The organism is Mesorhizobium sp. C399B (assembly GCF_030323185.1).
Taxonomy (GTDB): Bacteria; Pseudomonadota; Alphaproteobacteria; order Rhizobiales; family Rhizobiaceae; genus Mesorhizobium.
Genome location: NZ_CP100472.1, coordinates 5,336,449 through 5,359,241, shown reverse-complemented (window position 1 = coordinate 5,359,241; position 22,793 = coordinate 5,336,449). Strand labels below are relative to the sequence as shown.

28 protein-coding genes are annotated in these 22,793 nt (G+C 63.6%); 9 read left to right on the top strand and 19 right to left on the bottom strand.

The features are described 5' to 3' along the window. Positions 1–52: 52 nt before the first annotated feature. From NLY36_RS25395 to NLY36_RS25380, 4 genes are all read left to right on the top strand, one after another. Positions 53–250: a hypothetical protein gene (locus tag NLY36_RS25395; protein WP_155923284.1), complete on the top strand. Its 198-nt coding sequence runs from the start codon at positions 53–55 to the stop codon at positions 248–250. Beyond that, positions 247–1,950 (top strand): metalloprotease TldD, encoded by a 1,704-nt coding sequence (tldD, locus tag NLY36_RS25390; protein WP_023816786.1) that lies wholly within the window; start codon positions 247–249, stop codon positions 1,948–1,950. Before NLY36_RS25395 ends, tldD begins: the two co-directional genes overlap by 4 nt. Positions 1,951–2,029: 79 nt before the next feature. Next, complete coding sequence (locus tag NLY36_RS25385) at positions 2,030–2,305, top strand: AbrB/MazE/SpoVT family DNA-binding domain-containing protein (protein WP_081725433.1); 276 nt, start codon at positions 2,030–2,032, stop codon at positions 2,303–2,305. Beyond that, positions 2,292–2,681, top strand: coding sequence for a type II toxin-antitoxin system VapC family toxin (locus NLY36_RS25380; protein ID WP_023692077.1), 390 nt, complete (start codon positions 2,292–2,294; stop codon positions 2,679–2,681). Before NLY36_RS25385 ends, NLY36_RS25380 begins: the two co-directional genes overlap by 14 nt. A 66-nt stretch (positions 2,682–2,747) precedes the next feature. On the opposite strand, the gene NLY36_RS25375 is transcribed toward NLY36_RS25380, so the two are convergent. Together NLY36_RS25375 and NLY36_RS25370 are read right to left on the bottom strand one after the other, a co-directional pair. Next, a complete protein-coding gene (locus NLY36_RS25375) occupies positions 2,748–3,983 on the bottom strand; it encodes a class I SAM-dependent RNA methyltransferase (RefSeq protein ID WP_023668426.1) in 1,236 nt (411 codons plus the stop codon). After that, positions 3,980–4,774 carry a TlyA family RNA methyltransferase gene (locus tag NLY36_RS25370; protein ID WP_023702017.1) on the bottom strand — a complete coding sequence of 265 codons (795 nt, stop codon included), beginning with the start codon at positions 4,772–4,774 and terminating at the stop codon, positions 3,980–3,982. Before NLY36_RS25370 ends, NLY36_RS25375 begins: the two co-directional genes overlap by 4 nt. Before the next feature lie 146 nt (positions 4,775–4,920). Here NLY36_RS25370 and NLY36_RS25365 point away from each other — a divergent pair, with 146 nt between their 5' ends. Next, a complete protein-coding gene (locus NLY36_RS25365) occupies positions 4,921–5,322 on the top strand; it encodes a GFA family protein (protein WP_023735581.1) in 402 nt (133 codons plus the stop codon). Here the strand turns inward: NLY36_RS25365 and NLY36_RS25360 are convergent. The 8 genes from NLY36_RS25360 to NLY36_RS25325 all read right to left on the bottom strand — a co-directional run bounded on the left by NLY36_RS25360 (position 5,319) and on the right by NLY36_RS25325 (position 11,939). After that, positions 5,319–5,603: a hypothetical protein gene (locus NLY36_RS25360; RefSeq protein ID WP_023735582.1), complete on the bottom strand. Its 285-nt coding sequence runs from the start codon at positions 5,601–5,603 to the stop codon at positions 5,319–5,321. The two genes, NLY36_RS25365 and NLY36_RS25360, sit on opposite strands and share 4 nt — an antisense overlap. 146 nt (positions 5,604–5,749) lie before the next feature. Then, positions 5,750–7,663 (bottom strand): 1-deoxy-D-xylulose-5-phosphate synthase, encoded by a 1,914-nt coding sequence (gene dxs, locus NLY36_RS25355; protein WP_023732098.1) that lies wholly within the window; start codon positions 7,661–7,663, stop codon positions 5,750–5,752. Between the two features lie 101 nt (positions 7,664–7,764). Further along, positions 7,765–8,685 (bottom strand): pirin family protein, encoded by a 921-nt coding sequence (locus NLY36_RS25350; RefSeq protein ID WP_023685413.1) that lies wholly within the window; start codon positions 8,683–8,685, stop codon positions 7,765–7,767. Between the two features lie 10 nt (positions 8,686–8,695). Next, positions 8,696–8,962 carry a DUF2277 domain-containing protein gene (locus NLY36_RS25345; protein ID WP_023668432.1) on the bottom strand — a complete coding sequence of 89 codons (267 nt, stop codon included), beginning with the start codon at positions 8,960–8,962 and terminating at the stop codon, positions 8,696–8,698. A 38-nt stretch (positions 8,963–9,000) separates the two neighbouring features. Further along, positions 9,001–9,252 carry an exodeoxyribonuclease VII small subunit gene (locus NLY36_RS25340; RefSeq protein ID WP_023668433.1) on the bottom strand — a complete coding sequence of 84 codons (252 nt, stop codon included), beginning with the start codon at positions 9,250–9,252 and terminating at the stop codon, positions 9,001–9,003. A 3-nt stretch (positions 9,253–9,255) separates the two neighbouring features. Beyond that, entirely contained in the window at positions 9,256–10,182 is a 927-nt protein-coding gene (locus NLY36_RS25335; protein WP_023685412.1) for a histone deacetylase family protein, read from the bottom strand. Positions 10,183–10,253: 71 nt separating this feature from the next. Next, entirely contained in the window at positions 10,254–11,237 is a 984-nt protein-coding gene (locus tag NLY36_RS25330; RefSeq protein ID WP_023685411.1) for a hypothetical protein, read from the bottom strand. A gap of 93 nt (positions 11,238–11,330) precedes the next feature. Beyond that, on the bottom strand, positions 11,331–11,939 hold the full coding sequence (locus NLY36_RS25325) for a TetR/AcrR family transcriptional regulator (RefSeq protein WP_023685410.1): 609 nt from the start codon (positions 11,937–11,939) through the stop codon (positions 11,331–11,333). A gap of 118 nt (positions 11,940–12,057) precedes the next feature. On the opposite strand from NLY36_RS25325, the gene NLY36_RS25320 reads away from it, so the two are divergent. Further along, positions 12,058–13,281 (top strand): MFS transporter, encoded by a 1,224-nt coding sequence (locus tag NLY36_RS25320; protein ID WP_023716104.1) that lies wholly within the window; start codon positions 12,058–12,060, stop codon positions 13,279–13,281. 62 nt (positions 13,282–13,343) lie between these two features. Here NLY36_RS25320 and NLY36_RS25315 read toward each other — a convergent pair whose 3' ends face one another. The 3 genes from NLY36_RS25315 to aroC all read right to left on the bottom strand — a co-directional run bounded on the left by NLY36_RS25315 (position 13,344) and on the right by aroC (position 16,075). Continuing rightward, positions 13,344–13,766 (bottom strand): hypothetical protein, encoded by a 423-nt coding sequence (locus NLY36_RS25315; RefSeq protein WP_023685408.1) that lies wholly within the window; start codon positions 13,764–13,766, stop codon positions 13,344–13,346. An 18-nt stretch (positions 13,767–13,784) separates the two neighbouring features. Beyond that, positions 13,785–14,885: a 3,4-dihydroxy-2-butanone-4-phosphate synthase gene (gene ribB, locus NLY36_RS25310; RefSeq protein WP_023685407.1), complete on the bottom strand. Its 1,101-nt coding sequence runs from the start codon at positions 14,883–14,885 to the stop codon at positions 13,785–13,787. Between the two features lie 74 nt (positions 14,886–14,959). Continuing rightward, positions 14,960–16,075, bottom strand: coding sequence for a chorismate synthase (gene aroC / locus NLY36_RS25305; RefSeq protein WP_023807497.1), 1,116 nt, complete (start codon positions 16,073–16,075; stop codon positions 14,960–14,962). 183 nt (positions 16,076–16,258) lie between these two features. On the opposite strand from aroC, the gene NLY36_RS25300 reads away from it, so the two are divergent. Further along, complete coding sequence (locus NLY36_RS25300; RefSeq protein WP_023687135.1) at positions 16,259–16,513, top strand: DUF1344 domain-containing protein; 255 nt, start codon at positions 16,259–16,261, stop codon at positions 16,511–16,513. Positions 16,514–16,595: 82 nt separating this feature from the next. Here NLY36_RS25300 and NLY36_RS25295 read toward each other — a convergent pair whose 3' ends face one another. From NLY36_RS25295 to mddA, 3 genes are all read right to left on the bottom strand, one after another. After that, on the bottom strand, positions 16,596–17,183 hold the full coding sequence (locus NLY36_RS25295; RefSeq protein ID WP_023692086.1) for a histidine phosphatase family protein: 588 nt from the start codon (positions 17,181–17,183) through the stop codon (positions 16,596–16,598). Positions 17,184–17,229: 46 nt separating this feature from the next. Further along, positions 17,230–18,051: an enoyl-ACP reductase FabI gene (gene fabI, locus NLY36_RS25290; RefSeq protein WP_023727494.1), complete on the bottom strand. Its 822-nt coding sequence runs from the start codon at positions 18,049–18,051 to the stop codon at positions 17,230–17,232. A 224-nt stretch (positions 18,052–18,275) separates the two neighbouring features. After that, the gene (gene mddA / locus NLY36_RS25285) at positions 18,276–19,010 is read right to left on the bottom strand and encodes a methanethiol S-methyltransferase (protein ID WP_023723279.1); all 735 of its coding nucleotides are present in this window, start codon (positions 19,008–19,010) and stop codon (positions 18,276–18,278) included. A 186-nt stretch (positions 19,011–19,196) separates the two neighbouring features. Here mddA and NLY36_RS25280 point away from each other — a divergent pair, with 186 nt between their 5' ends. Next, positions 19,197–19,832 carry a TetR/AcrR family transcriptional regulator gene (locus NLY36_RS25280; RefSeq protein WP_023692089.1) on the top strand — a complete coding sequence of 212 codons (636 nt, stop codon included), beginning with the start codon at positions 19,197–19,199 and terminating at the stop codon, positions 19,830–19,832. Between the two features lie 19 nt (positions 19,833–19,851). Here the strand turns inward: NLY36_RS25280 and NLY36_RS25275 are convergent, their stop codons facing one another. Next, positions 19,852–20,781 carry a DnaJ C-terminal domain-containing protein gene (locus tag NLY36_RS25275; protein WP_023692090.1) on the bottom strand — a complete coding sequence of 310 codons (930 nt, stop codon included), beginning with the start codon at positions 20,779–20,781 and terminating at the stop codon, positions 19,852–19,854. A 125-nt stretch (positions 20,782–20,906) separates the two neighbouring features. Beyond that, the gene (locus NLY36_RS25270; protein ID WP_023687129.1) at positions 20,907–21,368 is read right to left on the bottom strand and encodes an RT0821/Lpp0805 family surface protein; all 462 of its coding nucleotides are present in this window, start codon (positions 21,366–21,368) and stop codon (positions 20,907–20,909) included. 40 nt (positions 21,369–21,408) lie between these two features. Between NLY36_RS25270 and pdxH the strand changes: the two genes are divergently transcribed. Next, positions 21,409–22,026 (top strand): pyridoxamine 5'-phosphate oxidase, encoded by a 618-nt coding sequence (gene pdxH, locus NLY36_RS25265; RefSeq protein ID WP_023668448.1) that lies wholly within the window; start codon positions 21,409–21,411, stop codon positions 22,024–22,026. Positions 22,027–22,034: 8 nt separating this feature from the next. Here pdxH and NLY36_RS25260 read toward each other — a convergent pair whose 3' ends face one another. Further along, positions 22,035–22,787: a crotonase/enoyl-CoA hydratase family protein gene (locus NLY36_RS25260; protein ID WP_023709883.1), complete on the bottom strand. Its 753-nt coding sequence runs from the start codon at positions 22,785–22,787 to the stop codon at positions 22,035–22,037. Positions 22,788–22,793 lie beyond the last annotated feature (6 nt).

The following is a 22,793-nucleotide window of genomic DNA, read 5'->3' as shown; positions in this document are numbered from 1 at the left end:
CCGTCTTTCCTCACAATTCCCACGGGTTTGATCTTTGGCTGTGGGGGTCATCATGCGTGCTTGTTCTTTGCTTTTGTCGACCGGTCTGATCCTGACCGGCGCCGTTTCCGTCGCCTTTGCCGAGGATTCCGAAATCATCACGGCGCCCGATCCGGCCGTCATTTTCGAGCTTGCGAAAGGCTATGGCTCGGCCAAGATGGACAAGGACGACGGGGCGATCCGATGGTCTCGGGCCGGCTTCAGGGCATGAAATATGTCATCTACTTCTATGGCTGCGAAAACCATGAGAAGTGCAAGTCGATCCAGTTCTCCTCGGGCTATACCGACCCCTTCACGGCCGACCAGGCCAATGAATGGAACAAGAAATATCGCTGGGTGAAGGCCTTTTCGGGTGACGGGTCGAACTTCAAGATGGATGTCATGTTCAGGGGCGGGGCTACCCGCTCCTACCTGCTGCGGATCGTCATTGCGGATTGTGCAGGCGCGTCTTCGCGCCTACATCGTGGCAACACCATTCCTCCTGTGAGCGGACCTGCCATGAACAGCCTGACCGGCCAATTCGACATTTCAGATGATCGCATCAAGCGGATCGTCGCCGACACACTGAACGGCGCCGACGACGGCGAACTGTTCCTCGAATACAGCGAGAGCGAAGCGCTGATGTTCGACAATGGCAGGCTGAAGACCGCCAATTTCAACACCGACCAGGGTTTTGGCCTGCGCGCCGTGGCCGGCGAGGCCAGCGGCTACGCTCATTCCAGCGATCTTTCGGAGGCGTCGCTGCTGCGCGCCGCCGACGCCGTCTCGACAGTCAGGGGCGGCTATTCCGGCACGCTTGCCGCGGCACCCGCGCGCACCAACCGCCATCTCTATGGCGAGGAGAACCCGATCCCCTCGCCCTCCTTCGAGGTCAAGGCCAAGCTGTTGCAGGAAATCGACGCATGGCTGCGCGCCGAGGACCCGCGCGTGCGCCAGGTGACGGCCTCGCTCGCGGCGTCCTGGCAGCATGTCGAGATCGTGCGCGCCGACGGCCAGATCGTGCGCGACATCCGCCCGCTGGTCCGCATCAACGTTTCCGTCGTCGTCGGCGACGGCGACCGCCAGGAAAGCGGCTCCTATGGCATGGGCGGGCGCAAGGCGTTCGGCGAGTTCCTGGTCGAGGACGCCTGGAAGCATGCGGCCAGGGAGGCGCTCAGGCAGGCGCTGGTCAATCTCGAAGCCATTCCCGCGCCGGCCGGAACGTTCGACATCGTTTTGTCCAGCGGCTGGCCAGGCGTGATGCTGCACGAAGCCGTCGGCCATGGGCTGGAGGGCGACTTCAACCGCAAGAAGACCTCCGCCTTTGCCGGCCTGCTCGGCCAGCAGGTCGCCGCCAAGGGCGTTACCGTGGTCGATGACGGCACCATGCCGGAGCGGCGGGGTTCGCTGACCGTCGACGATGAAGGCACGCCTTCGGCCCGCAATGTGCTGATCGAGGACGGCAAGCTTGTCGGCTACATGCAGGACCGCCAGAACGCCCGGCTGATGGGCATGAAAGCCACGGGAAACGGCCGGCGCGAAGGCTATGCGCACCAGCCGATGCCGCGCATGACCAACACCTATATGACGGCGGGCGACATGGAGCCGGATGAGATCATCGCCTCGGTCAAGAACGGCATCTATGCCGTATCCTTCGGCGGCGGCCAGGTCGACATCACCTCAGGCAAGTTCGTGTTCGGCTGCACCGAGGCCTACATGATCGAAAACGGCAAGGTGACGCAGCCGATCAAGGGCGCCATGCTGATCGGCAACGGACCGGACGCCATGCACCGTGTGTCGATGATCGGCAACGACATGAAACTCGACACCGGCATCGGCATGTGCGGCAAGGCCGGACAAGGCGTGCCGGTCGGCGTCGGCCAGCCGCATCTCAGGATGAACCAGATGACGGTCGGCGGCACCAGGGTTTGAGCGAGGAGACGTCGGCGGGCTTGAATAGTTCCCCTCACAGGGATATCTTACCTTTGTCTTACACAAGGGTAATACCGCAATGGGTGCAATAGAAAAGCTTATAACGACCGTCTCGACCAAGGGACAAGTCATCCTGCCCAGCGCTATCCGCAAACGGAGGGACTGGGGCGCGGGCACGCGCCTGCAGGTCGAAGACACACCGGACGGTGTACTTTTGAGACCGGCGCCTGCCTTTGCCCCGACACGACCAGAAGATGTCTTTGGTGTCCTGCCGCACAGTGGCAGACCGAAGACCTTGGAGGAGATGGACGCGGCCGTCCTTGCTGAAGCACGGCGGCGCCATGCTCGCGATTGATACCAACGTTGTCGTCAGGTATCTGACGAACGACGATCCCGAGCAGTCCCCGCGAGCCCGGCGGCTGATCGACGGTCAGCCCGTTTTCGTCGCCGTCACGGTGATCCTGGAGGCTGAGTGGGTGCTGCGCAGCGGCTATGGTTATGATCAGGCCTCGATCGTCAATGCACTGCGGGTGTTCGGCGGGCTTCCCACTGTCGAGATAGAGGATGCTGCGATCGTCTCTTCCGCGGTCGATCTAGCCGAGACGGGAATGGATTTCGCCGATGCGCTCCATCTGGGCAAGTCCTCGCACTGCTCAGCATTTGTGTCCTTCGACCGTAAGTTCATCAAGGCCGCACAAGCGGCCGGGTACGAAAGCGTTCGCGAAGGCTAGTTTGCCAGCCGGCTACGTCTTGCGGGGGGCGGCAAACTCAAGCACGGCCTTGTGAAAATCGGCGGATTAACGTCGCCGTTTCGGCTTCTCCAGCAGCGCCACGGCCTCGACATGCGGCGACCACAGGAACTGGTCGATGGGCGTGACGCTCTTCAAGATGTAGCCGCCGTCAATCAGGATGCGCAGGTCTCGTGCCAGCGTCACCGGATTGCAGGAGACGGCGGCGACGAACGGCACATCCGAGCGGGCGATCTGCTTCGACTGGTCCTCGGCGCCGGCGCGCGGCGGGTCGAAGACGACGCCATCGAAAGCATTCAGCTCCTTGAACGTCAGCGGCCGCCGGAACAGGTCGCGGCGTTCGCCGGTTACCCGCTTCAGGCCGGTGGCGAAGCGCGATCCGCGGTCGAGCGCCGAAAGGGCTGCCGCGTCGCCTTCGACCGCGTGGACTTCGGATTTGGCCGCCAGCCGAAGCGCAAAGCTGCCGCAGCCGGCGAAAAGATCCGCGACTTTCCTGGCACGCTTCAGATGTCCGCCAACGAGATCGGCCATCGTCTGTTCGGCGGCTTGCGTTGCCTGCAGGAAGGCGCCAGGCGGTATGGCGACAGCGACGGTGCCGAACATGACCACCGGCTTTTTCGGCTCGATGACAATCTCGTCGTCGATCGAAAGCCGGGCAAAGCCATTGGCCATGATGAAGTTGGAGGCGACCCGGCGCTGGTTCTCGCCCAGCTTGCCCGACTCATAGACAGCGACGTCAAGCCCCGAGCCCGTCACAGTGACCGCCATCCGGAACGATTTGGTGGTGGCGCAAACCAGGTCGGCGACCGACCTCAAGCGATCGAGCGCGGCAACGATCTCCGGCAGCGAGATCGGACATTCCTCGATGGGGATGATTTCCGGCGACAGATGGCGATGGAAGCCAAGCAGCATGCCTGTGTCGGCGCGCCTGGCGGCAAGCACGACGCGGCGGCGTGTGTGTGGCGCACACGGCACCAGGGCGCCGATGTCGCCGGCAATGCCTTTCAAGGCATGCACGACCTTGTCGCGTTTCCATTGCTGGTAAGCGTCGGCTTGCAGATGCTGGACGGCGCAGCCGCCACATTCGGTGAAATGCCGGCAGGCCGGATCGATACGCAGCGGCGACGTCTCCAATACCGCCATCAGCATGGCGCGATCCCTCTCGCGCGCGGCGGTGACGGTCTCGCCGGGCAGGGTGAAGGGAATGAACAGCTCGCCGGTTTCCGTCTCGGCGACGCCGTCGCCCTGCGAACCCAGTCTCTTGATGGTGAAGCCCGTGCTCATCGGTCCTTGGTCCCGGCATCCTTGGTCCCGGCATCCTTGATCCCGGCAAGCAGGAATTCGCGGTTGCCGTCCCCGCCTTCGATCGGCGACATGTGCAAGCCCAATGTACGCCAGCCAGGGACGCCTTCGAGCCATTCCTGCAGCAAGCCGGCCACACGGGCGGCGTCATAAGGGTCTTTCAAAAGACCGCCCTTGCCGATCGCCTCGCGGCCGGCCTCGAATTGCGGCTTGACCAGAAACACCGCACGAGCGCCGTCCCGTGCCAATGCCAACGCCGGTGGCATCGCCAGTTTCAACGAGATGAAGCTTACATCGGAGACGATGAAATCGGGGATACGGCCGCCGAGATCGGCAGCCGCGAGCTCGCGAGCGTTGAGGCCCTCGATCACGGTGACGCGCGGGTCGGACGAGACACCGGGATGCATCTGGCCGTGGCCGACATCGATGGCAGTGACATGGGCCGCGCCGCGTTCGAGCAGCACCTGGGTGAAGCCGCCTGTCGAGGCGCCGATATCGAGGGCTTCACTGCCCGCGGGATCGAGACTGAAATGGTCGAGCCCGGCGATCAGCTTCAGCGCCGCGCGTGAGACATAACCCTGCGCCGGGTCGTCGATGACGATGAGACAGTGCGGCAGAACCGTCTGGCCGGGCTTGCGGGCGACCACGCCGTCGACCGTCACGGTGCCGCGCTCGACCGCGTCGCGGGCGCGCGAGCGGCTCGCAAACAGGCCGCGCTGGACGAGCAATTCGTCGAGCCGCTGGCGTGTGCTGGCTGGCAGAGGGGAGTTCATCGGCCTTCATGGCGAAAGCCGGCCGCGAAGGCAAGGACATTGGCATAGGAGGACGTCGAGACCCGGGCCGCAAGCCAGTCCGCCCGGTTGAATAGCGCAGCCAGTCCGGCAAGATGTAGAGGCTCAGGCAATGCGGAGGAAGACGAATGCTGACGGGAACCTGCCATTGCGGCGCCGCCCACTGGACCCTGGAAGGCGATCCCGGCCCGATCACGGCCTGCAATTGCACGCTTTGCCGCCGCTATGGCACACTCTGGGCCTATGACTTTGTCGACGAGCGTATCCGGCTTGCGGGGCCTGTGCAGTCCTACACCCGCGCCGGCAAGGAGACGCCGTCGCTGGAAATCCTGTTTTGCCCGACATGTGCCTGTGTGCTTGCCTGGCGCGGTTTGCGCCGCAGCGACAGCGGCCGCACGCGTATCGCCATCAAGGTCAGGCTGGCACCGCCTGAGGCGGTCGCCGACCTGCCGATCGACCATTTCGACGGGCTGGACACTTATGACGACCTGCCGCGCGATGGGCGCTGCGTGCGCGATATGTGGTTTTAGAAGATCGTCCGTGAGACCTGCCGTTCAACGGCCGGCATCAGGCCGTCGCTTACGTCATCTGAAGCCTGCTTGCGCGGGCGCTCGACAGCAACGACTGGTGCGTCCGGCACGACGACAAGCTGCGGAACCTGCTTGTAGGAAAAAGCGCCCCTGATATCGCCCATCTTGCCGGCGACGATGCCTGCCACCGCCTGTTCGAGCTTGCGGTCATAGCGCGTCTCGGCCATGGCCGGCGCGGCGATGACGGCCAAAAGGGCCGCGCCGCACAGAAGCGTTCGCATTGTTTTTAACTCCCTGCCTGGCTCTCGTTCTAGCAGGGGGGCGTTGAAAAACGGCCAAAAGACACGGTAAGCAAAACGCCAAAAGGAAGCGTTAACACAGCGTTAGGGTTGCTGCCGACAACCGCTTCAGAGGCGTGAGGTTTGATTCAGGCCCGTTGCGCGCGCGCGGAATGGCCGAGCGCGACGAACACGGTGCGCACGATGCCGGCCGCGTCGAGCCCGGCATCGGCATACATTTTTTCCGGCTTGGCGTGGTCGGTGAACTCGTCCGGCAGCACCAGCGGCCGAACTTTCAGACCGCTTTCCAGCAAGCCTTCATGGGCGAGGAACTGCAGCACGTGGCTGGCGAAACCGCCGACAGCGCCCTCTTCCACCGTCACCAGCACTTCGTGCGAGCGGGCGAGACGGCGGATCAAATCCTCGTCCAGCGGCTTGGCGAAACGGGCGTCCGCAACCGTCGTCGAAAGCCCTGCCGCGCCGAGTTCCTCGGCCGCCAGCAGGCAATCCTGCAGCCGGGTGCCAAAGGACAGAAGCGCCACCTTGGTGCCTTCCCTGACGATGCGGCCCTTGCCGATTTCGAGGACCGAGCCGCGCTCCGGCATGTCGACGCCGACGCCATTGCCGCGCGGATAGCGGAAGGCGATCGGGCCTTCGTCATAATAGGCGGCGGTGCGCACCATGTGGCGAAGCTCCGCCTCGTCGGCAGCCGCCATCACCACGAAGCCCGGCAGCGTCGCCAGGAAGGTGGTGTCGAAGGCGCCGCAATGAGTGGCGCCGTCGGCGCCGACGAACCCGGCGCGGTCGATCGGGAAACGCACCGGCAGTTTCTGGATCGCCACATCATGGACGACCTGATCGTAGGCGCGCTGCAGGAAGGTCGAATAGATGGCGGCGAAGGGTTTGTAGCCCTCGCTGGCGAGGCCGGCGGCGAAGGTCACGGCGTGTTGCTCGGCAATGCCGACATCGAAGGTCCGGGTCGGAAACGCTTCGCCGAACAAATCGAGGCCGGTGCCGTTCGGCATGGCGGCGGTGACGGCGACGATGCGGTCGTCCAGGCGGGCCTCCTGGACCAGGCTCTCGGCGAACACCTTGGTGTAGGCCGGCGCATTGGCCGGGGCCTTGGTCTGCGCGCCGGTGATGACGTCGAACTTGTTGACGCCGTGATATTTGTCGGCCGCAGCCTCGGCCGGCGCGTAGCCCTTGCCCTTCTGGGTCACGACATGGATCAGCACCGGACCGTCGGCATGGTCGCGGACGTTCTTCAGCACCGGGATCAGATGCTCGAGATTGTGGCCGTCGATCGGGCCGATATGGTAGAAGCCAAGCTCCTCGAACAGCGTGCCGCCGGTGACGTAGCCGCGCGCATGCTCGACCGCCCGCTTGATGGCGCGGTCGGCGCGCTTGCCGAGATAGGAGGTCAGCTTCTTGCCGAAATCGCGCAGGCCAAGATAGGTCTTGCCCGACGCGAGCCGCGCCAGATAGGCGCTCATGGCGCCGGTCGGCGGCGCGATAGACATGTCGTTGTCGTTGAGGATGACGATCAGCCGGGCATCAAGCGCGCCGGCATTGTTCATGGCTTCATAGGCCATGCCGGCGGACATGGCGCCGTCGCCAATGACGGCAATGACATTGTTGTGGCCGCCGGAGAGGTCGCGCGCCATGGCCATGCCGAGGCCAGCGGAAATGGAGGTCGAGGAGTGCGCGGCGCCGAACGGGTCGTATTCGCTCTCGGCGCGACGGGTGAAGCCGGACAGGCCGCCCTCCTGGCGCAGCGTGCGGATGCGGTCGCGGCGGCCGGTCAGGATCTTGTGCGGATAGGCCTGGTGGCCGACATCCCAGATCACGCGGTCTTCCGGCGTGTTGAAGACATAGTGCAGCGCCACCGTCAGTTCGACGACACCGAGGCCGGCGCCGAGATGCCCGCCCGTATGCGAGACGGCATCGATCAGCTCGGCGCGCAGCTCCGAGGCCAGCTGCGGCAGCTCGCTTTCGTCAAGCTTCTTCAGGTCGGCTGGAATGCGGACCTTGTCGAGAAGCGGCGTATGCAGCGTTGCGTTCACTGTTAAAGGGCCTGCTCAGCTATGATGCGCGTCGATCATGGCGAAATATGCCTGCGTCGCCGGAATGTAAATGCGTGTCAGTGACGCGGGTGATGCTGACGTTAATTGTCCGGTAACGGAATGAACTCTTCCTCGTCTCCGGGAACGATATCGAAGCGGCCCGTCTTCCATTCCTGCTTGGCCTGTTCGATGCGTTCCTTCGACGACGAGACGAAGTTCCACCAGATGTGGCGCGGGGAGCCGAGCGAAGCGCCGCCGAAGAGCATGAAATGGGCGCCGCGCTCGGACGACACGACGATCTCGTCGCCAGGCCGGAACACCAGCAGCCGTTCGGCCGGAAAGCGGTCGCCCGAGATCGAGACATCGCCGTCCAGCGTGTAGATGGCGCGTTCCTCGGCGTCGGCGGGAATTTTGACGCTGGCGCCGGGCGCCAGCCTCAGATCGGCGTAGAGCGTCTCGGTGTCGGCTCTTACCGGCGAGCGCAGTCCCTGGAAATCGCCGATCACCACGCGGCCGGAAACACCTTCGGCGTCGATCTCGGGCAGAAGGAGCGCGGCCGTGTTCTCGAACACCGGCGCCACTTCCTCCTTGCCGTCGGGCAAAGCCAGCCATGTCTGCAGGCCGGAGACCGACATCGGCGCGCCGCGCAGTTCTTCGGGCGTGCGCTCGGAATGGACAATGCCGCGGCCGGCGGTCATCAAATTCACGTCGCCGGGCTGGATGACCATCTCGGTGCCGAGCGAATCGCGGTGCCTGATATTGCCGTCGAACAGATAGGTGACGGTGGAAAGCCCGATATGCGGGTGCGGGCGCACATCCATCGCCTGGCCGGCGCGCAAGATCGCCGGCCCCATGCGGTCGAAGAAGATGAAGGGACCGACCAGCCGCCGCTTTGCCGTCGGCAGAGCGCGACGAACCTGGAAGCCGCCAATGTCCTTGGCGTTTGGAATGACCATGAGCTCGATCTGGTCGCTGGCGAAGGCATCGCCAGGCTCAGGGTCCTTGCCGGGGAAGAAACTCATCTGGATGTCCTCAGGCGAAGCGGAGCGCCGATTTGGCTTTTGCCTTGGCCGCCACCTCTTCACGATTGCGCGGATGATGCGTGGTTTCCAGCGAATGCAGCAATTCATGCGCCGATTCGGCGATCGCCTCGACGGCACGGTCGAAGGCTGCCTGGTTGCGCTGCGAGGGGCGCGTCGTTCCGCTCAGTTTGCGCACGAATTGAAGGGCGGCGTCGCGGATCTCGTCATGGGTCGCCGGCGGCTCGAAATTGAACAGGGTCTTGATGTTTCTGCACATGCTTGAACTCCTATCTGCTTTATGCCCGCCCCATTCCACTACTCCGCGTCGAGCGGCTCCGTTCCCACCGGTTTGCCATCACGCGACAGCCTGATCTTCTCGACCTTGTCTTCGGCCGCCTTCAGCAGCCGGTCGCAATGGGCCTTCAGCGCCTCGCCGCGCTCATAGATCTTGATCGATTGGTCGAGCGGCACGTCGCCGCGTTCCAGATCATCGACGATCTTTTCCAGCGCGTCGAGTGCCTGCTCGAAGCTCATCGCCTTCACGTCTTCATTTGCTTCGCCAGCCATACTTTACCCCTTCATCAGCCGCCCGACATGGGCGGCGACCGAAAATGCCAGTCCCTGCAGATCGTAGCCGCCCTCAAGCAGGCTGACGAGCCGGTTGCCGCTGTGGCGCCCGGCGCGTTCCAGCAACTGGCCTGTCGCCCAGTCGAAATCGTCCTCGCTGAGGTTGATCTCGGCCAGCGGGTCGCGATGGTGAGCGTCGAAGCCTGCGGAAATGATGATCAGATCGGGCGCGAAATTGTCGAGTGCCGGAAGGACGCGCGACAGCAAGGCATCGCGAAACATGTCCGAGCCGGTCTGCGGCGCCAGCGGCGCGTTGACGATGTTGCCGGCGCCGGTTTCGTTTTTAGCCCCGGTGCCGGGATAGAGCGGCATCTGGTGCGTCGAACAATAGAGCACCGAGGGATCGTCCCAGAAAATGTCCTGCGTGCCATTGCCGTGATGCACGTCCCAGTCGACGATGGCGACACGCTCGGCGCCGTGTTTCTTCTGCGCGTAGCGGGCCGCGATCGCCGCGGTGTTGAACAGGCAAAAGCCCATGGCCGTGGTCTTTTCGGCATGATGGCCGGGCGGACGCGCGGCGACGAAGGCATTGGCAACGCTGCCCTCGAAAACATCGTCGACGGCAGCGTTGGCCGCACCGATGGCAGTGACCACCGCCTGCCAGCTTTTCGGGCTGGCGCTCGTGTCGGCGTCGATCGAGGCAATGCCGCTTTCAGGGATCGCGGCGCGGACGCGGGCGACGAAATCCTCGGGGTGGGCGTAGAGGATTGTGGCCTCGTCGCCTTGCGGCGCCGTTACCCGATCGAGTGCGGTGAAGGCCTCGTCGTCGAGCACGCGCTCGATAGCGCGCAAGCGGTCCGGCCGCTCCGGATGACCGGGGGGCGTCAGATGTTCGAGGAAGATCGGATGGGTGTAGAGCCTGGTGACCATGACCCGATATAGGCGCGCCCGGCCGCTTTGACCATGGTTTGACGCCGCACCGCCCCGACGTTCAACAGGGATTACACCCCGGGCGCCGGCTGCGTCCAGCGCGAGCCGCCGAAGGAGGCCAGCGCCTTATCCCTGAGTTCCCTGAACTTGGACGACCCCTCGGCCAGCCGCTGGTCCCATTCGGCGTTCGGCACCTGGCCTTCGATGGTCTTGAAATAGACCTGCATCAGGCAGGCTATGGCGAAGGGTTCGATGAAGGCCGCCTTGAAGGCCCAGGCAAGGAGGATGGCGAGCACGAAGGCCCAGCCGCCGAGCTGCCCCGGAATGAACCACATGATGGCGGCGGCCGGCGCCAGCATCAAAAGGAAGATGACGAAGGACACACCCCACATGATGACCGCCAGCCAGATGGCGTTCTTGACCATGGTCTTGCCGTTCTGGGCGTAGAGCACGACGCCTTGCCGGGCTGTCTCGAAGGGCGATGATGAATTGATGCGGATGTTGTAGCCGAGGATGATCTCGTCGACATAGGTCAGCGACAGGCGGATGACCGTATTGATGAAAGCGATCAGGCCGCCGAGACCCGGAATGGGCAGGAAGGCGGCGATGCCGCCGATCAGGCCGGTGATGGCGCGGATGGCGCCCTTGACCAGCTGGTCGACCACGAAAAGGATGTTGGCCTCGGCGAAACGCTCCTTCACCACGTCCTTGGCGTAGGCGATCTGGTCCTGCCCATTGGGAACGTCCCGGCCATCGATCAAATGGACCATGACGGCGATATGGCCGGCCTTGACGACATAGAGGATGTATTCGCGGATCCAGTACAGCGCGATCGAAACGACGCCGATGCCGACGATGCCGCCCCAGAGCGCAAAAGACAGCGGCCCGTCGGGATCGGTGGAGATGTGGCCGACGCCATAGCCGACCGAGGCGCCGCTGCCGGTCGCCACGATGTAGGCGAGCGTAATGCCGAAATAGACGATCATGCGAAAGACGATGAATGGCCATGTCCTGATCATGATGGACACCGACCTGCCGATTTCGAAATCCCACATGCGCCCGAATCTCCCCTCAGAGATGGACGGCGAGGATGAACCCGGGCCGGGAATTGTCAATCTCGGCAATGCCGGGGATCGGCTGGCGAGATTTCAGACCGGCTGCGAGTCCTGCTTTTTAAGCAAGCCTTCAAGCAACTGCTGGAAGGCCGCCACCACGGTCTTCGACGTGGCTTCGGGGTCGTTCGAATTGGCGATGCGCTGTGCCGCCTGGCTGCTGGCGCCGTTGATCAGCCGGGCGGCGGTTTCGGGGTCGACGCCGGGGACGACCACCCCCTCCTGCTGCAGAGCCGTCAGATGATCGGTCATTGAACCGACGCAGGCATTGGCATTCGGCCATTGCGCCGGATCGCCGAGCACAGCCGGACCGTCGCGAAACATGATGCGCTGGATTTCCGGCTCCAGCGCCATCTCGATATAGGTCGTGCATTCGTCGACGAAACGCTGCCAGCGGCTTGGCGCCCGCGACGCAATCTCATGGATGCGGACGGCCATCTCGCCATCGATTTCGGCGATGACAGCCTGCAGCAGGCCCTTCTTGTCGCCGAAATGATGGTAGAGCGCGCCGCGGGTCAGCCCGGCCGAGGCGGTGAAGTCGTCCATCGACGCCTCGGCATAGCCGATTGTGCCGAAAGCGTGGCGGGCCGCCGTGATCAGCTTGGCGCGCGTTTCGGCAATCATCTCCTTGCGGGGTCTGTGCATGGTTCTGGCCTTATTCACATACGCTTCGTATGCCAATTGACATACGCGGCGTATCGACTACCTATATTCATACGGACCGTATGTAATTGTCGAATTGGCCTTTGTCGAGGAACCAGCCATGCAAAACCCATACTCGGAAATCTTTGGTGCCCCTGGAGCCAAGGGGTTTGCCGCCGCGGGCTTCCTCGCGCGGCTGCCGATCGCCATGGCGCCGATCGGCATCGTGGCCATGCTCTCGCAGACGCGTGGCGAATACTGGCTGGCGGGAGCTGTCTCGGCGACGTTCGCGCTGAGCAACGCTTTCGTGGCGCCGCAGATATCACGGCTGGTCGATCGCCTCGGCCAGACGCGGATCGTGATTCCGACCACCATCCTCACCGTGCTCGCCTTCGCGGTGCTGATTGCCGCAGCCAATCAGGACTGGCCGGTGTGGACGCTGTTTGTGTCGGCACTGGCGGCCGCCGCCATGCCCAGCATGCCGGCGATGGTGCGCGCGCGCTGGACCGAGATTTTTCGCGGCCGGCCGCAGATGAACACCGCATTCGCCTTCGAATCGGCGGCGGACGAACTCGTCTACATTGCAGGCGCATCGCTGTCGGTGGGCTTGAGTGCCGCTCTGTTCCCGGAAGCCGGTGTCCTGGTCAGCACGCTATTCCTCGCCCTTGGCTCGGCAGCCTTCATCCTGCAGCGTTCGACCGAACCACAAGTGCGGCCGGTGAATCATGTCTCGAGCGGCTCGGCAATCCGGCTCAGGTCGGTGCAGATCATCACCTTCGCCCTGATCTTCGTCGGCGCCACCTTCGCGACCACGGAAGTGAGCACGGTGGCGATCACCAAGGAACTCGGCCAGCCGGGCGCCGCCAGCCTCGTCATCGGCGTCTATGCGCTGGGATCGTTCGTGCTCGGCCTTATCGTCGGCGCGCTCAACCTGAAAGCGCCGCTGCAGCGCCAGTTGGCCCTCGCGGTCGCCCTCGTTGCGCTCGGCACGCTGCTGCCGCTCACCGCCGACACGGTGCCGCTGCTGGCGCTGACCGTTTTCATCAGCGGCGTGGCGATCTCGCCAACCTTCATCACCGCCTTCGGCCTGATCGAACGCCACGTGCCGGAAGCGATGCTGACCGAAGGCATCACCTGGGTGATGACAGGCATCGGCATCGGCATGGCGCTCGGTTCGTTTGCCGCCGGTGCGGTGGTGGATGAATTCGGCGCCCGCAACGGGTTCTGGGTCTCGGTGGCGGCCGGCGTCATCGCATTGGTGACGGTGTTGCTGGGCCAGCGCAGCCTGGCCACCCGCGCCTGCGAGCTGGACGGCTGCGGTGCAGCCGCCGTTCCCGCGGAATAAACGCACAAGCGTCCGGTCGGGAACGCGGATCGGACGCAGCTTCTCCAAAGGAGCGCGGCTCCCTACGACTGTTCAAGCCTCTTGCGGATCTCGTTTCCATCGAGAACGACAACAGGACTTCCCAGTGTCTCAACCATATCCGGGTTCAGATGGGGTATGGTTTCAGCGCGCCCGACCATCGGCGGACATTCTCCGGCGCAATACACGACCGAGCTGGTGACACGCAGGATTTTCCACAGCGCTTCGTAGAGGCGCGGATCGTCGGGCGGCCGCGCGACGGTGAAGCCTGAACATCGCGAGGCATCGCCGGGGTCGAAATTGAGATAGAGGTCGGCCGACGACGCATCGTCATAGGCGACGACCCAGCAGGTGAATTCAGGTTCACGCCTGGTGACGAACGGCGCGAAGGCATCCTCGACGATCGATGTGGGGAAGTAGCTCTCTTCGCCATCTTCAAAGCAATTGAGATAGGCCTCGAAGCTCATCCGACCGCCCCCTGTCCCCTAGAAAATCTCGGTCTTGGCGATATGAATGCCAAAGCCCTCAAGCCCGACATAGTGGCGTTCGCGCGAGGCGATCAAATTGATCGAGGAGATGCCGAGATCCTTGAGAATCTGCGCGCCGAGGCCGATTTCTCGCCACTCGTTCTCACGGCGGCGGGCCTCTTCGTGGTCCTCACGGTCGGCACTCATCGGCCGGTTGCGCTCCTGATGGGCGACGCCGACCGAACCCTCTCGGAGGTAAACGATGACGCCGCGCTTGCGTTCGCCCATCGCCTTCATAATGGCGTCGAGCCGGTGGCTGGTGCCGAACACGTCGGTCACCACATCCTCCGAATGCAGCCGCACCGGCACGTCCTCGCCGTCACGGATGTCGCCGAAAACGACCGCGACATGGTGCATGGAATCCCAGGGCAGCGTGTAGGTGAAGACCTGTGCCTTGCCGCCGAGTGTGTCGATTTCGGAGCAGGCGACGCGTTCGACCAGCGTTTCCTTGCGCTGCCGGTAGGCGATGAGGTCGGCGACCGAGACCTGCTTGAGGCCGTGTTCCTCGGCAAAGCTCGCCACCTGCGGGCCGCGCTTGACGGTGCCGTCGTCATTGACCAACTCCGAGATCACGCCAACCGGCGGCAGGCCGGCAAGCTTGCAGAGATCGACCGCGGCTTCGGTATGGCCCGAACGCATCAGCACGCCGCCTTCCCTAGCGATCAGCGGGAAGATGTGGCCGGGGCGAACGAAATCCGAACCGCCGACATTGCCGTTGGCCAGGTTGCGCACGGTCAGCGTGCGGTCCTCGGCCGAAATGCCGGTGGTGGTGCCATGCTTGAAATCGACGCTGACGGTAAAGGCCGTGGTGTGGGCGGAATCATTGTCGGCGACCATCGGCTGCAGATTGAGCCGCTTGGCCTCCTCGCGCGGCATCGGCGTGCAGACGATGCCGGAGGTGTGACGGATGATGAAGGCCATTTTCTCCGGGCTGCAATGCACGGCGGCAACGATCAGGTCGCCCTCGTTCTCACGCCCGTCATCGTCCATGACGACGACGATCTCGCCGCGCTCGAAGGCGCGGATGGCTTCGACGATTTTCTTCTGATCGTATGGCATTGGCTCGCTTCGCTCGCAGGGAATAGGGGTTGGGCAGTAGGAGTTAGGGAAGGAAGTACGGGCTGGCTTATTGCCTAATCCCTACTGCCTAATCCCCGGCCTGTCTGTCCCCGGTGCCGCAGATAATGGTCGGCGATGGCGCAGGCAACCATGGCTTCGCCGATCGGCACGGCGCGGATGCCGACGCAGGGGTCGTGGCGGCCCTTGGTCATGACGTCGACGTCGTTGCCGTCCTTGTCGATGGATTTTCGCGGCGTCAGGATCGACGAGGTCGGCTTGACGGCGAAGCGGGCGACGATCGCCTGGCCGGTCGAGATGCCGCCCAGAATGCCGCCGGCATTGTTGGACAGGAAGACCGGCTTGCCGTCATTGCCGATGCGCATCTCGTCGGCATTCTGTTCGCCGGTGATGCGCGCGGCTTCGAAACCGTTGCCGATCTCGACGCCCTTGACGGCGTTGATCGACATCAGGCCGGACGCGATGTCCTGGTCGAGCTTGGCATAGATCGGCGCGCCAAGGCCGGCTGGCACGCCGTCGGCGATGATTTCAATAACCGCGCCCACCGAGGAGCCGGATTTGCGGATGCCGTCGAGATAGCTGGTGAAGACCGGAACCGAGGCCGGATCGGGGGTGAAGAACGGGTTTTCGGCGTCACCGATGAAATTCCAGTTCCAGTTGGCGCGGTCGATCGATTTTTCGCCCATCGAGACCAGCGCGCCGCGCACCACCATTCCGGGCACCACCTTGCGCGCCAAGGCGCCGGCCGCCACGCGAGCGGCGGTCTCGCGGGCCGAAGAACGGCCGCCGCCGCGATGGTCGCGCAGGCCGTATTTGACGTCATAGGTGTAGTCGGCGTGGCCGGGACGGTACTGGCGGGCGATCTCGCCATAGTCCTTGGAGCGCTGGTCGACATTCTCGATCAGCATCGAGACGGGCGTGCCGGTGGTGATCATCGACTCGCCGTCCTCGTCGAGGATGAAGCCGGACAGCACCTTCACCTCGTCCGGTTCGCGGCGCTGCGTCACAAAACGTGACTGGCCGGGGCGGCGCTTGTCGAGTTCGGCCTGAATTTCGGCCCGTGTGAAGCGGATGCCGGGCGGGCAGCCGTCGACGACACAGCCGAGCGACGGGCCATGGCTTTCGCCCCAGGTGGTGACGCGGAAGAGATGGCCGAACGTGTTGTGAGACATGAATTTTAGCCCTGCCCGGCAGCGGACCGGATCAAAGGTGCGTTCTATTGGCGTTTTCCACAGCGGTCAAACTGTGATCCGGCGGTTTTAGTTTTGACACATTCGGTTGGTTTCTGCTCTCTTCCATCCGCCCGTTGAAAGCTCGCCGCCATCCGTGCAGGCGCAATGACAAAGAGGACGACGATGCGTACCCTGATTGGCGCTGCTGCCGCCATGTTGCTGATTTCCACCGCCGCCTATGCCGGCCAGACCGAAGGCCTGATCAAGAAGGTCGACAAGGACGCACTGACGCTGACGCTGGAGGACGGCAAGTCCTTCAAGCTCAACGCCGAGACCGATCTCGATTCGCTGAAGCCGGGCATGGATGTCGTGATTGCCTATGACGTGACGAATGGCGAGAACGTCGTCACCGACATGGAATTGCCCGACACCGAATAAGACCGACGCCGAACAGGGTCTTGCCGCTCGGCGGAGCCCTGCACGGATAAACAGGACAGTCGTCCTGTTTATCTGCTCGAACCTAAAGCCAATCCAGACGCCCGTCCTGCAGCCTGAGCACCCGGTCCTGCCGCACTTCCAGGTTTGCCGCTTCGTGTTCGGAAACACCCTTGACCATCCGAAACAGGGTCCGCACGACGCCACCATGCGTGACGCAGACCGTCTGGTGGTCGAGCGCGTCGAACCACGGCTTCACCCGTTCGAGCAGCATCTGGTAGCTTTCGGCGCCCTCGCCCGGCGGCTGGAAATTCCATTTGTTGCGTCGTCGCGCCTTCGCCGAGCCCGGCATCCGCGCATCGAGTTCGGCATAGGTAAAGCCCTGCCAGTCGCCAAAGTGCACCTCGACCAGACGCGGGTCGGTGCGGTAGCCATCGGGATCGAGCTGCATCGCCAAGCGCAGCCGCTGCATCGTCTCGCGCGTCCGCTTCATCGGGCTGGCGACAAAGTCGAAATCCTCAGGGTTCTGGATCAGTTCGGCCAGCCGCCGTCCATTGCGGGTCGCCTGCTCGCGGCCGAGCGCGTTGAGATCGGTGTCGGCCTGGCCCTGCAGCCGCGACTCGGCATTCCACTGCGTCTGGCCATGGCGCACGATGTAGACGAGCGGAACCATCAGGTCTTCCGGAAATCAGGACAGGCGGGCGGAAACCGCGGCAGAACTATTCCTTGACGGTCGAAATATCCGGCGCGTCGACCGCCTTCATGCCGACGACGTGATAGCCGGAATCGACATGGTGCACCTCGCCGGTGACGCCACGCGACAGGTCCGACAGGAAATAGACGGCGGAATCGCCGACTTCTTCCTGGGTGACGGTCTGCTTCAGCGGCGAATTGTATTCGTTCCACTTGAGGATGTAGCGGAAGTCGCCGATGCCCGAAGCAGCCAAGGTCTTGATCGGCCCGGCCGAGATGGCGTTGACGCGGATCTTCTTGCCGCCGAGGTCGACGGCGAGATAGCGCACGCTGGCTTCGAGCGCGGCCTTGGCGACACCCATGACGTTGTAATGCGGCATGACCTTTTCGGCGCCGTAATATGTCAGCGTCAGCAGCGAGCCGCCGTCGGTCATCAGCGCTTCGGCGCGCTTGGCGATGGTGGTGAAGGAATAGACCGAAATGTCCATGGTGCGCAGGAAATTGTCGCGCGTCGTCTCGACATAGCGTCCGGTCAGCTCGTCCTTGTCGGAAAAGGCGATGGCATGGACGAGGAAGTCGAGCTTGCCGCCCCAATGCTTGGCGACATTGGCAAACACCTCGTCGAGGCTCGCCGGATCAGTGACATCGCAATGACCGGCGACAAAGGCGCCCAATTCCGCAGCCAGCGGCTCGACGCGCTTCTTGAACGCCTCGCCCTGATAGGTCAGCGCGATCTCGGCGCCATGGTCGACGCAGGCCTTGGCGATGCCGTAGGCAATCGATCTGTTGTTGGCGACGCCCAGTATAAGGCCGCGCTTGCCGGCCATAAGGCCCTGTCCACCCGCCATGTCAGCGCTCTCCGAAAGATTTTCTGCTTTGGAGTGCCTATCGCACAGGCAGAAAGGCGCATCAAGCGCAGACGGGGCGCGCGTTCAATTCAGACACTCGGCGTGACAACGAATGGGGGATAATAACGTTGTTGTGAGATTTGAACACCTCACTGCGGCCAGCGCGCCTTGATGGCCCAGGCCCGGCCGACCAGCCGAATCGGCTGGTCGGCAACGCATCGGCCCTATCCAGCCATTTTGCGCCAGGGAATGAGCATTCCCACCTGCTTGCGGTAGAGGCGGTACTGATCGCCAAACATCGCGACGAGATCGCGTTCCTCGAGGAAGATGCCGAGCAGGATGTAGCCGGTGCTGCCCGCCGCGAACAGAAGATGGCCCCATGTCATCGACGGCGTCGCCCAGAAGGCCAGGAGAAAGCCGACATAGAGCGGGTGCCGGACCCATTTGTAGAACAGCGGCGTCCTGAACACGGGCGGCGCCGGTTCGCTCTTGCGCAAAGCGGCGAGAACCTGGCGCAGGCCGAACAGTTCGAAATGGTTGATCAGAAAGGTGCTGGTCAACAATACCGCCCAGCCGAGCCAGAACACGCCATGGATGACGGCGACCCAGACCGGGTTCTCGACCGTCCAGACGAGACCGGGAATCGGCCGCCATTGCCAGTAGAGCAGCAGCAGGATGAGGCTGGCCAAAAGCACATAGGTGCTGCGTTCGGCCGCGTGCGGGACAATCCGTGTCCACCAGCGCTTGAAAACCGGCCGCGCCATGATGCTGTGCTGGGCGGCGAAAAGGCCGAGCAGCAGTGCATTGCCGATGACGGCTTCGACCGGACTTCCAGCGACTCCGGAATCGATCGATTTCGGCACAACCATGTTGCCGACGAAACCGACCGCATAGAGAAACGAACCGAGAAAAATCAGGTATGCGGCAACGCCGTAGATAAGGGTGATTACGCCCGCCATGAGTGCCCTCCATGCAAGCATCAGGATTCGGTCGGTCGACCGAATTCAGCGTCAAAAACCATAAATTTTCTAGCGAGTCAACTTGATCGGTCGCTCGACCGAGATAGAGTGGAGGGACGTCCAGCCCCGGACAGGAGAAGCTATGATCCGCCCAGATTGCACCGCTAACAGCGGCAGCCACGCCGCATGACGGACGCTGCCGAAGCCGTTACCCCGCCGCAGAACAAGCAAAAGCGCGACACGCGCGCCGAACTGATTTCGGCCGCCGAGTTATGCCTCCATCGAGGCGGTTATGCCGATCTGTCGACGCGCCGCGTTGCCGAGATCGCCGGCGTTCCGCTCAGCCAGATCCATTACCATTTCGGCTCCAAGGAACGGCTGTTCCTGGCCCTGCTCGACCATCTGAACGAGGGCCTGCTGAAGCGCCAGGCGGAGACTTTTGCGGCACCTATGCCGCTGTGGCAACGCTGGGAGCGCGCTTGCGATTTCCTCGACGATGATCTGGCGTCCGGCTATGTCCGGATCCTGCACGAGATGATCGCGGCAAGCCTGTCGAGCCCCGAGATCGCCAAGGCGGTGCGCCGCGACCTGCGCGGCTGGTTCGAACTGCTGGACGGACTGGCGCAAGAGGCGGAGCGGCGGTTCGGCGGCCTCGGGCCATTCTCCGCCGCCGAAGTAACCAGCCTGGTCAGCGCCGCATTCCTCGGCAGCGAGACGATGATCCTGCTTGAGATCGAGAGCCCGCATGTCCCGGTGCGGCAGGCGTTGCGCCGCTTCGGCGAAACCATCCGGCGGATGGAGGAAGCAGCGCCCGGCAGCTAGCCAGACAAGTCCAGCCGCGTCAGCCTTTGCGGCTGCGCATCAGCGCTTCGAGTTCGCTGTCGCCGCCTTCCGGCAGCATGATGCGGACATGGGCGTAGAGATCGCCATGGCCACCCGCCTTTTCCGGCAAGCCCCTGCCCTTCAGGCGCAGCACCTTATCGGAGCTCGACCAGGCCGGAATGTTGACCGCCAGCCTGCCGGTCGGCGTGTCGACCGGCACCTTGGCGCCCAGCACCGCATCGGCAAGCGCTACCTCCAGATCGGCATGCAGGTCACGGCCCTCGATGCGGTAGCGCGGGTGCCTGCGGATACGGATCTTGACCAGCGCATCGCCCGGCTGTCCCGGCCCCTGCTCGCCCTGGCCCTTCAGCCGGATGGTCTGTCCGTCCTCGACATAGACCGGCAGCTTGACCGCAATCTTGCGGCCGTCGGGGAACATCGCCGTCACCTTTTCGGCGGTCGCTATCTCCTCGATGGTGACGTCGAGCGTCACGTTGAGATCGGCGGCGGTCGCCTGCTGGCGGCGGTCGCCTGTTCCGGCGCCACGCGCGCCGGAAAAGGCGTCGCCGAAGATCTGGCTGAAAATGTCGCTGTTGCCGTCGAACGGATCGCCGCCCGGACGCCCCGATCGGAATTCGAAGCGCGAGCCGCCGGCGCCCTGCTGGCGGCGGAAGCCACCGAACGGATCGCCGCCGCCGGCTGCACCCTCGAAGCCCTGGAATTTCGGCTTGCCGTCGGCGTCGATCTCGCCGCGGTCGAAGGCCGCACGGTTCTTCTCGTCGCCGACGACCTCATAGGCCTGATTGGCGGCGGCAAAACGGTCCTTGGCCTTGGGATCATTCGGATTCTGGTCCGGATGATACTTCTTGGCGAGCTTGCGGTAGGCCGATTTTATGTCCTTGGCCGATGCGTTCTTGGCAACGCCCAGCACCTCATAGGGGTCGCGCATGCGTCCTGCCCTGGAAAATGAGTTAAATCCACGTTGGCCTTTATATGCGCTCCCATAGGAAGAAATTCCAGTGGCGCACAGGCTTATCGAGGGTTGAAATTGCAGCGCCCGCAAACCTCGAAAAATCAGAGCGGTTTGAAGTCCTGCATGTGCCAGCCGCCGGCCGCGGCGATGCACAATTGCCCCTTGAACAAAGCGACGCCGTCGAAGCTTTCGCGCGAGGCGGTAAAGCTGCGGCAGGCCTGGCCGTTGTCCTGCACTTCGGCGAGTTCGGTGATGGAGCCCCGCGAGCCGGTGTCGGCATTCGCCCACGGCACGGCCTGGCCGCGAAGCTCCTCGATGTCGGCCGAAGACACCGCATTGCCGATCGTGGTCTGGTCGGAAGCGCTGTCGGCGTCCGTCGATGTCACCCTCGCCGGCGCGCTTGAGGTGACGATGGAACGATCGACCTCGGCCTTTTCCAGGCTGAAGCCGCCGGCGCCGCAGGCGGCAAGCGGCAGTGCGATAATCACGATCACGGCTTTCGAACTGGCCGAAGCGATAACGCTCCATTGCCCGCTGTCAAAAGCTTGCGCGATACGCGACAATCGGCAACCTCCTGAAGCTCGAGACAATTTGAGAAAAACTATGAGTGACACTGAGTTAACAAGTAGTGACTTTACCGAAGCCGCCGAGCCGTTCCGGCTCTTTGCTGAGTGGCTGGAGGACGCCAAGAAAAGCGAAATCAACGACGCCAACGGCGTAGCACTTGCAACCGTCGATGCCGACGGCATGCCGGATGTGCGGATGGTGCTGCTCAAGGGTTTCGATGAAAGCGGCTTTGTCTTCTACACGAATTTCGAGAGCGCCAAGGGCCGCGAGATTCTTGGCAGCATGAAGGCGGCGATGTGCTTCCACTGGAAATCGCTGCGCCGCCAGGTGCGCATACGCGGTCCGGTGGAGATCGTCAGCGACGCTGAAGCCGACGCCTATTACGCGACGCGGCCGCGCGGCAGCCGGATCGGCGCATGGGCTTCGAAACAGTCGCGGCCGCTGGAAAGCCGCTTTGCCCTGGAGAAGGCGGTGGCCGAATACACGGCGCGCTACCCTATCGGCGAAATCCCGCGGCCAAAGCACTGGTCGGGCTTCCGCATCGTGCCGCAGGCGATCGAGTTCTGGCACGACCGGCCATTCCGGCTGCACGATCGGCTGGTCTTTTCGCGCAACGCCGAAGGCGGCTGGGACAAGACACGGCTTTATCCCTGAGGATAAGTTCAGGCCTTCTTGCGCGTCATGAAGGCCGTCAACGCGGCGCGCGCTTCGTCGGACTTCAGCCGCTCGGAGAAATGCTCGCTCTCCACCTTGATGCGGGCGACAAGCTCGTCGCGCGGGGCGCGCATCAGGTCACGCGCAATCTTCAGCGCCTGCGGCGGCTTGGCGGCGATCGCGCCGGCCGCGGCGAGTACCGCGGCTTCTAGCCCGCCCTCCTCGACCACCTCATAGATCAGGCCGGCGGCCTTGGCGCGTTCGGCGGAAAAACCTTCGCCGAGCCCAAGCAGCGCGAAGGCGCCCTGCCTGCCGAGGATGAGCGGCGCCAGCAGGCTGGAGCCCGCCTCCGGCACCAGGCCGAGGTCGACGAATGGTGTGCGGAACACCGTGCGCGGCGTGGCGAAAGTCAGGTCGCAATGCAAATTGAGCGTGGTGCCGATGCCGACGGCAATGCCGTCGACGCCGGAGACCATCGGCTTCTCCGTTTTGGCCAGCGCCATCAGGAAGTCCCAGACCTCGTTGCCGCCTTCACCGCCGGTGGCGATGACCAGGAAATCGGCGAGATCGTTGCCGGAAGAGAAGGCGCCTGAAACACCGAGGAAGACATGGACGCGGACCGCCGGATCGGCATCGCCATCGGCCAGCGCCTTGGACATTGTCGCGTACATGGCGCGCGTCAGTGCGTTCTTCTTGTCGGGACGGTTCATGCGGATGATCTGGATGGCGCCCTGGCGCTCGACGAGAATATGGTCTGTCACGGTCAT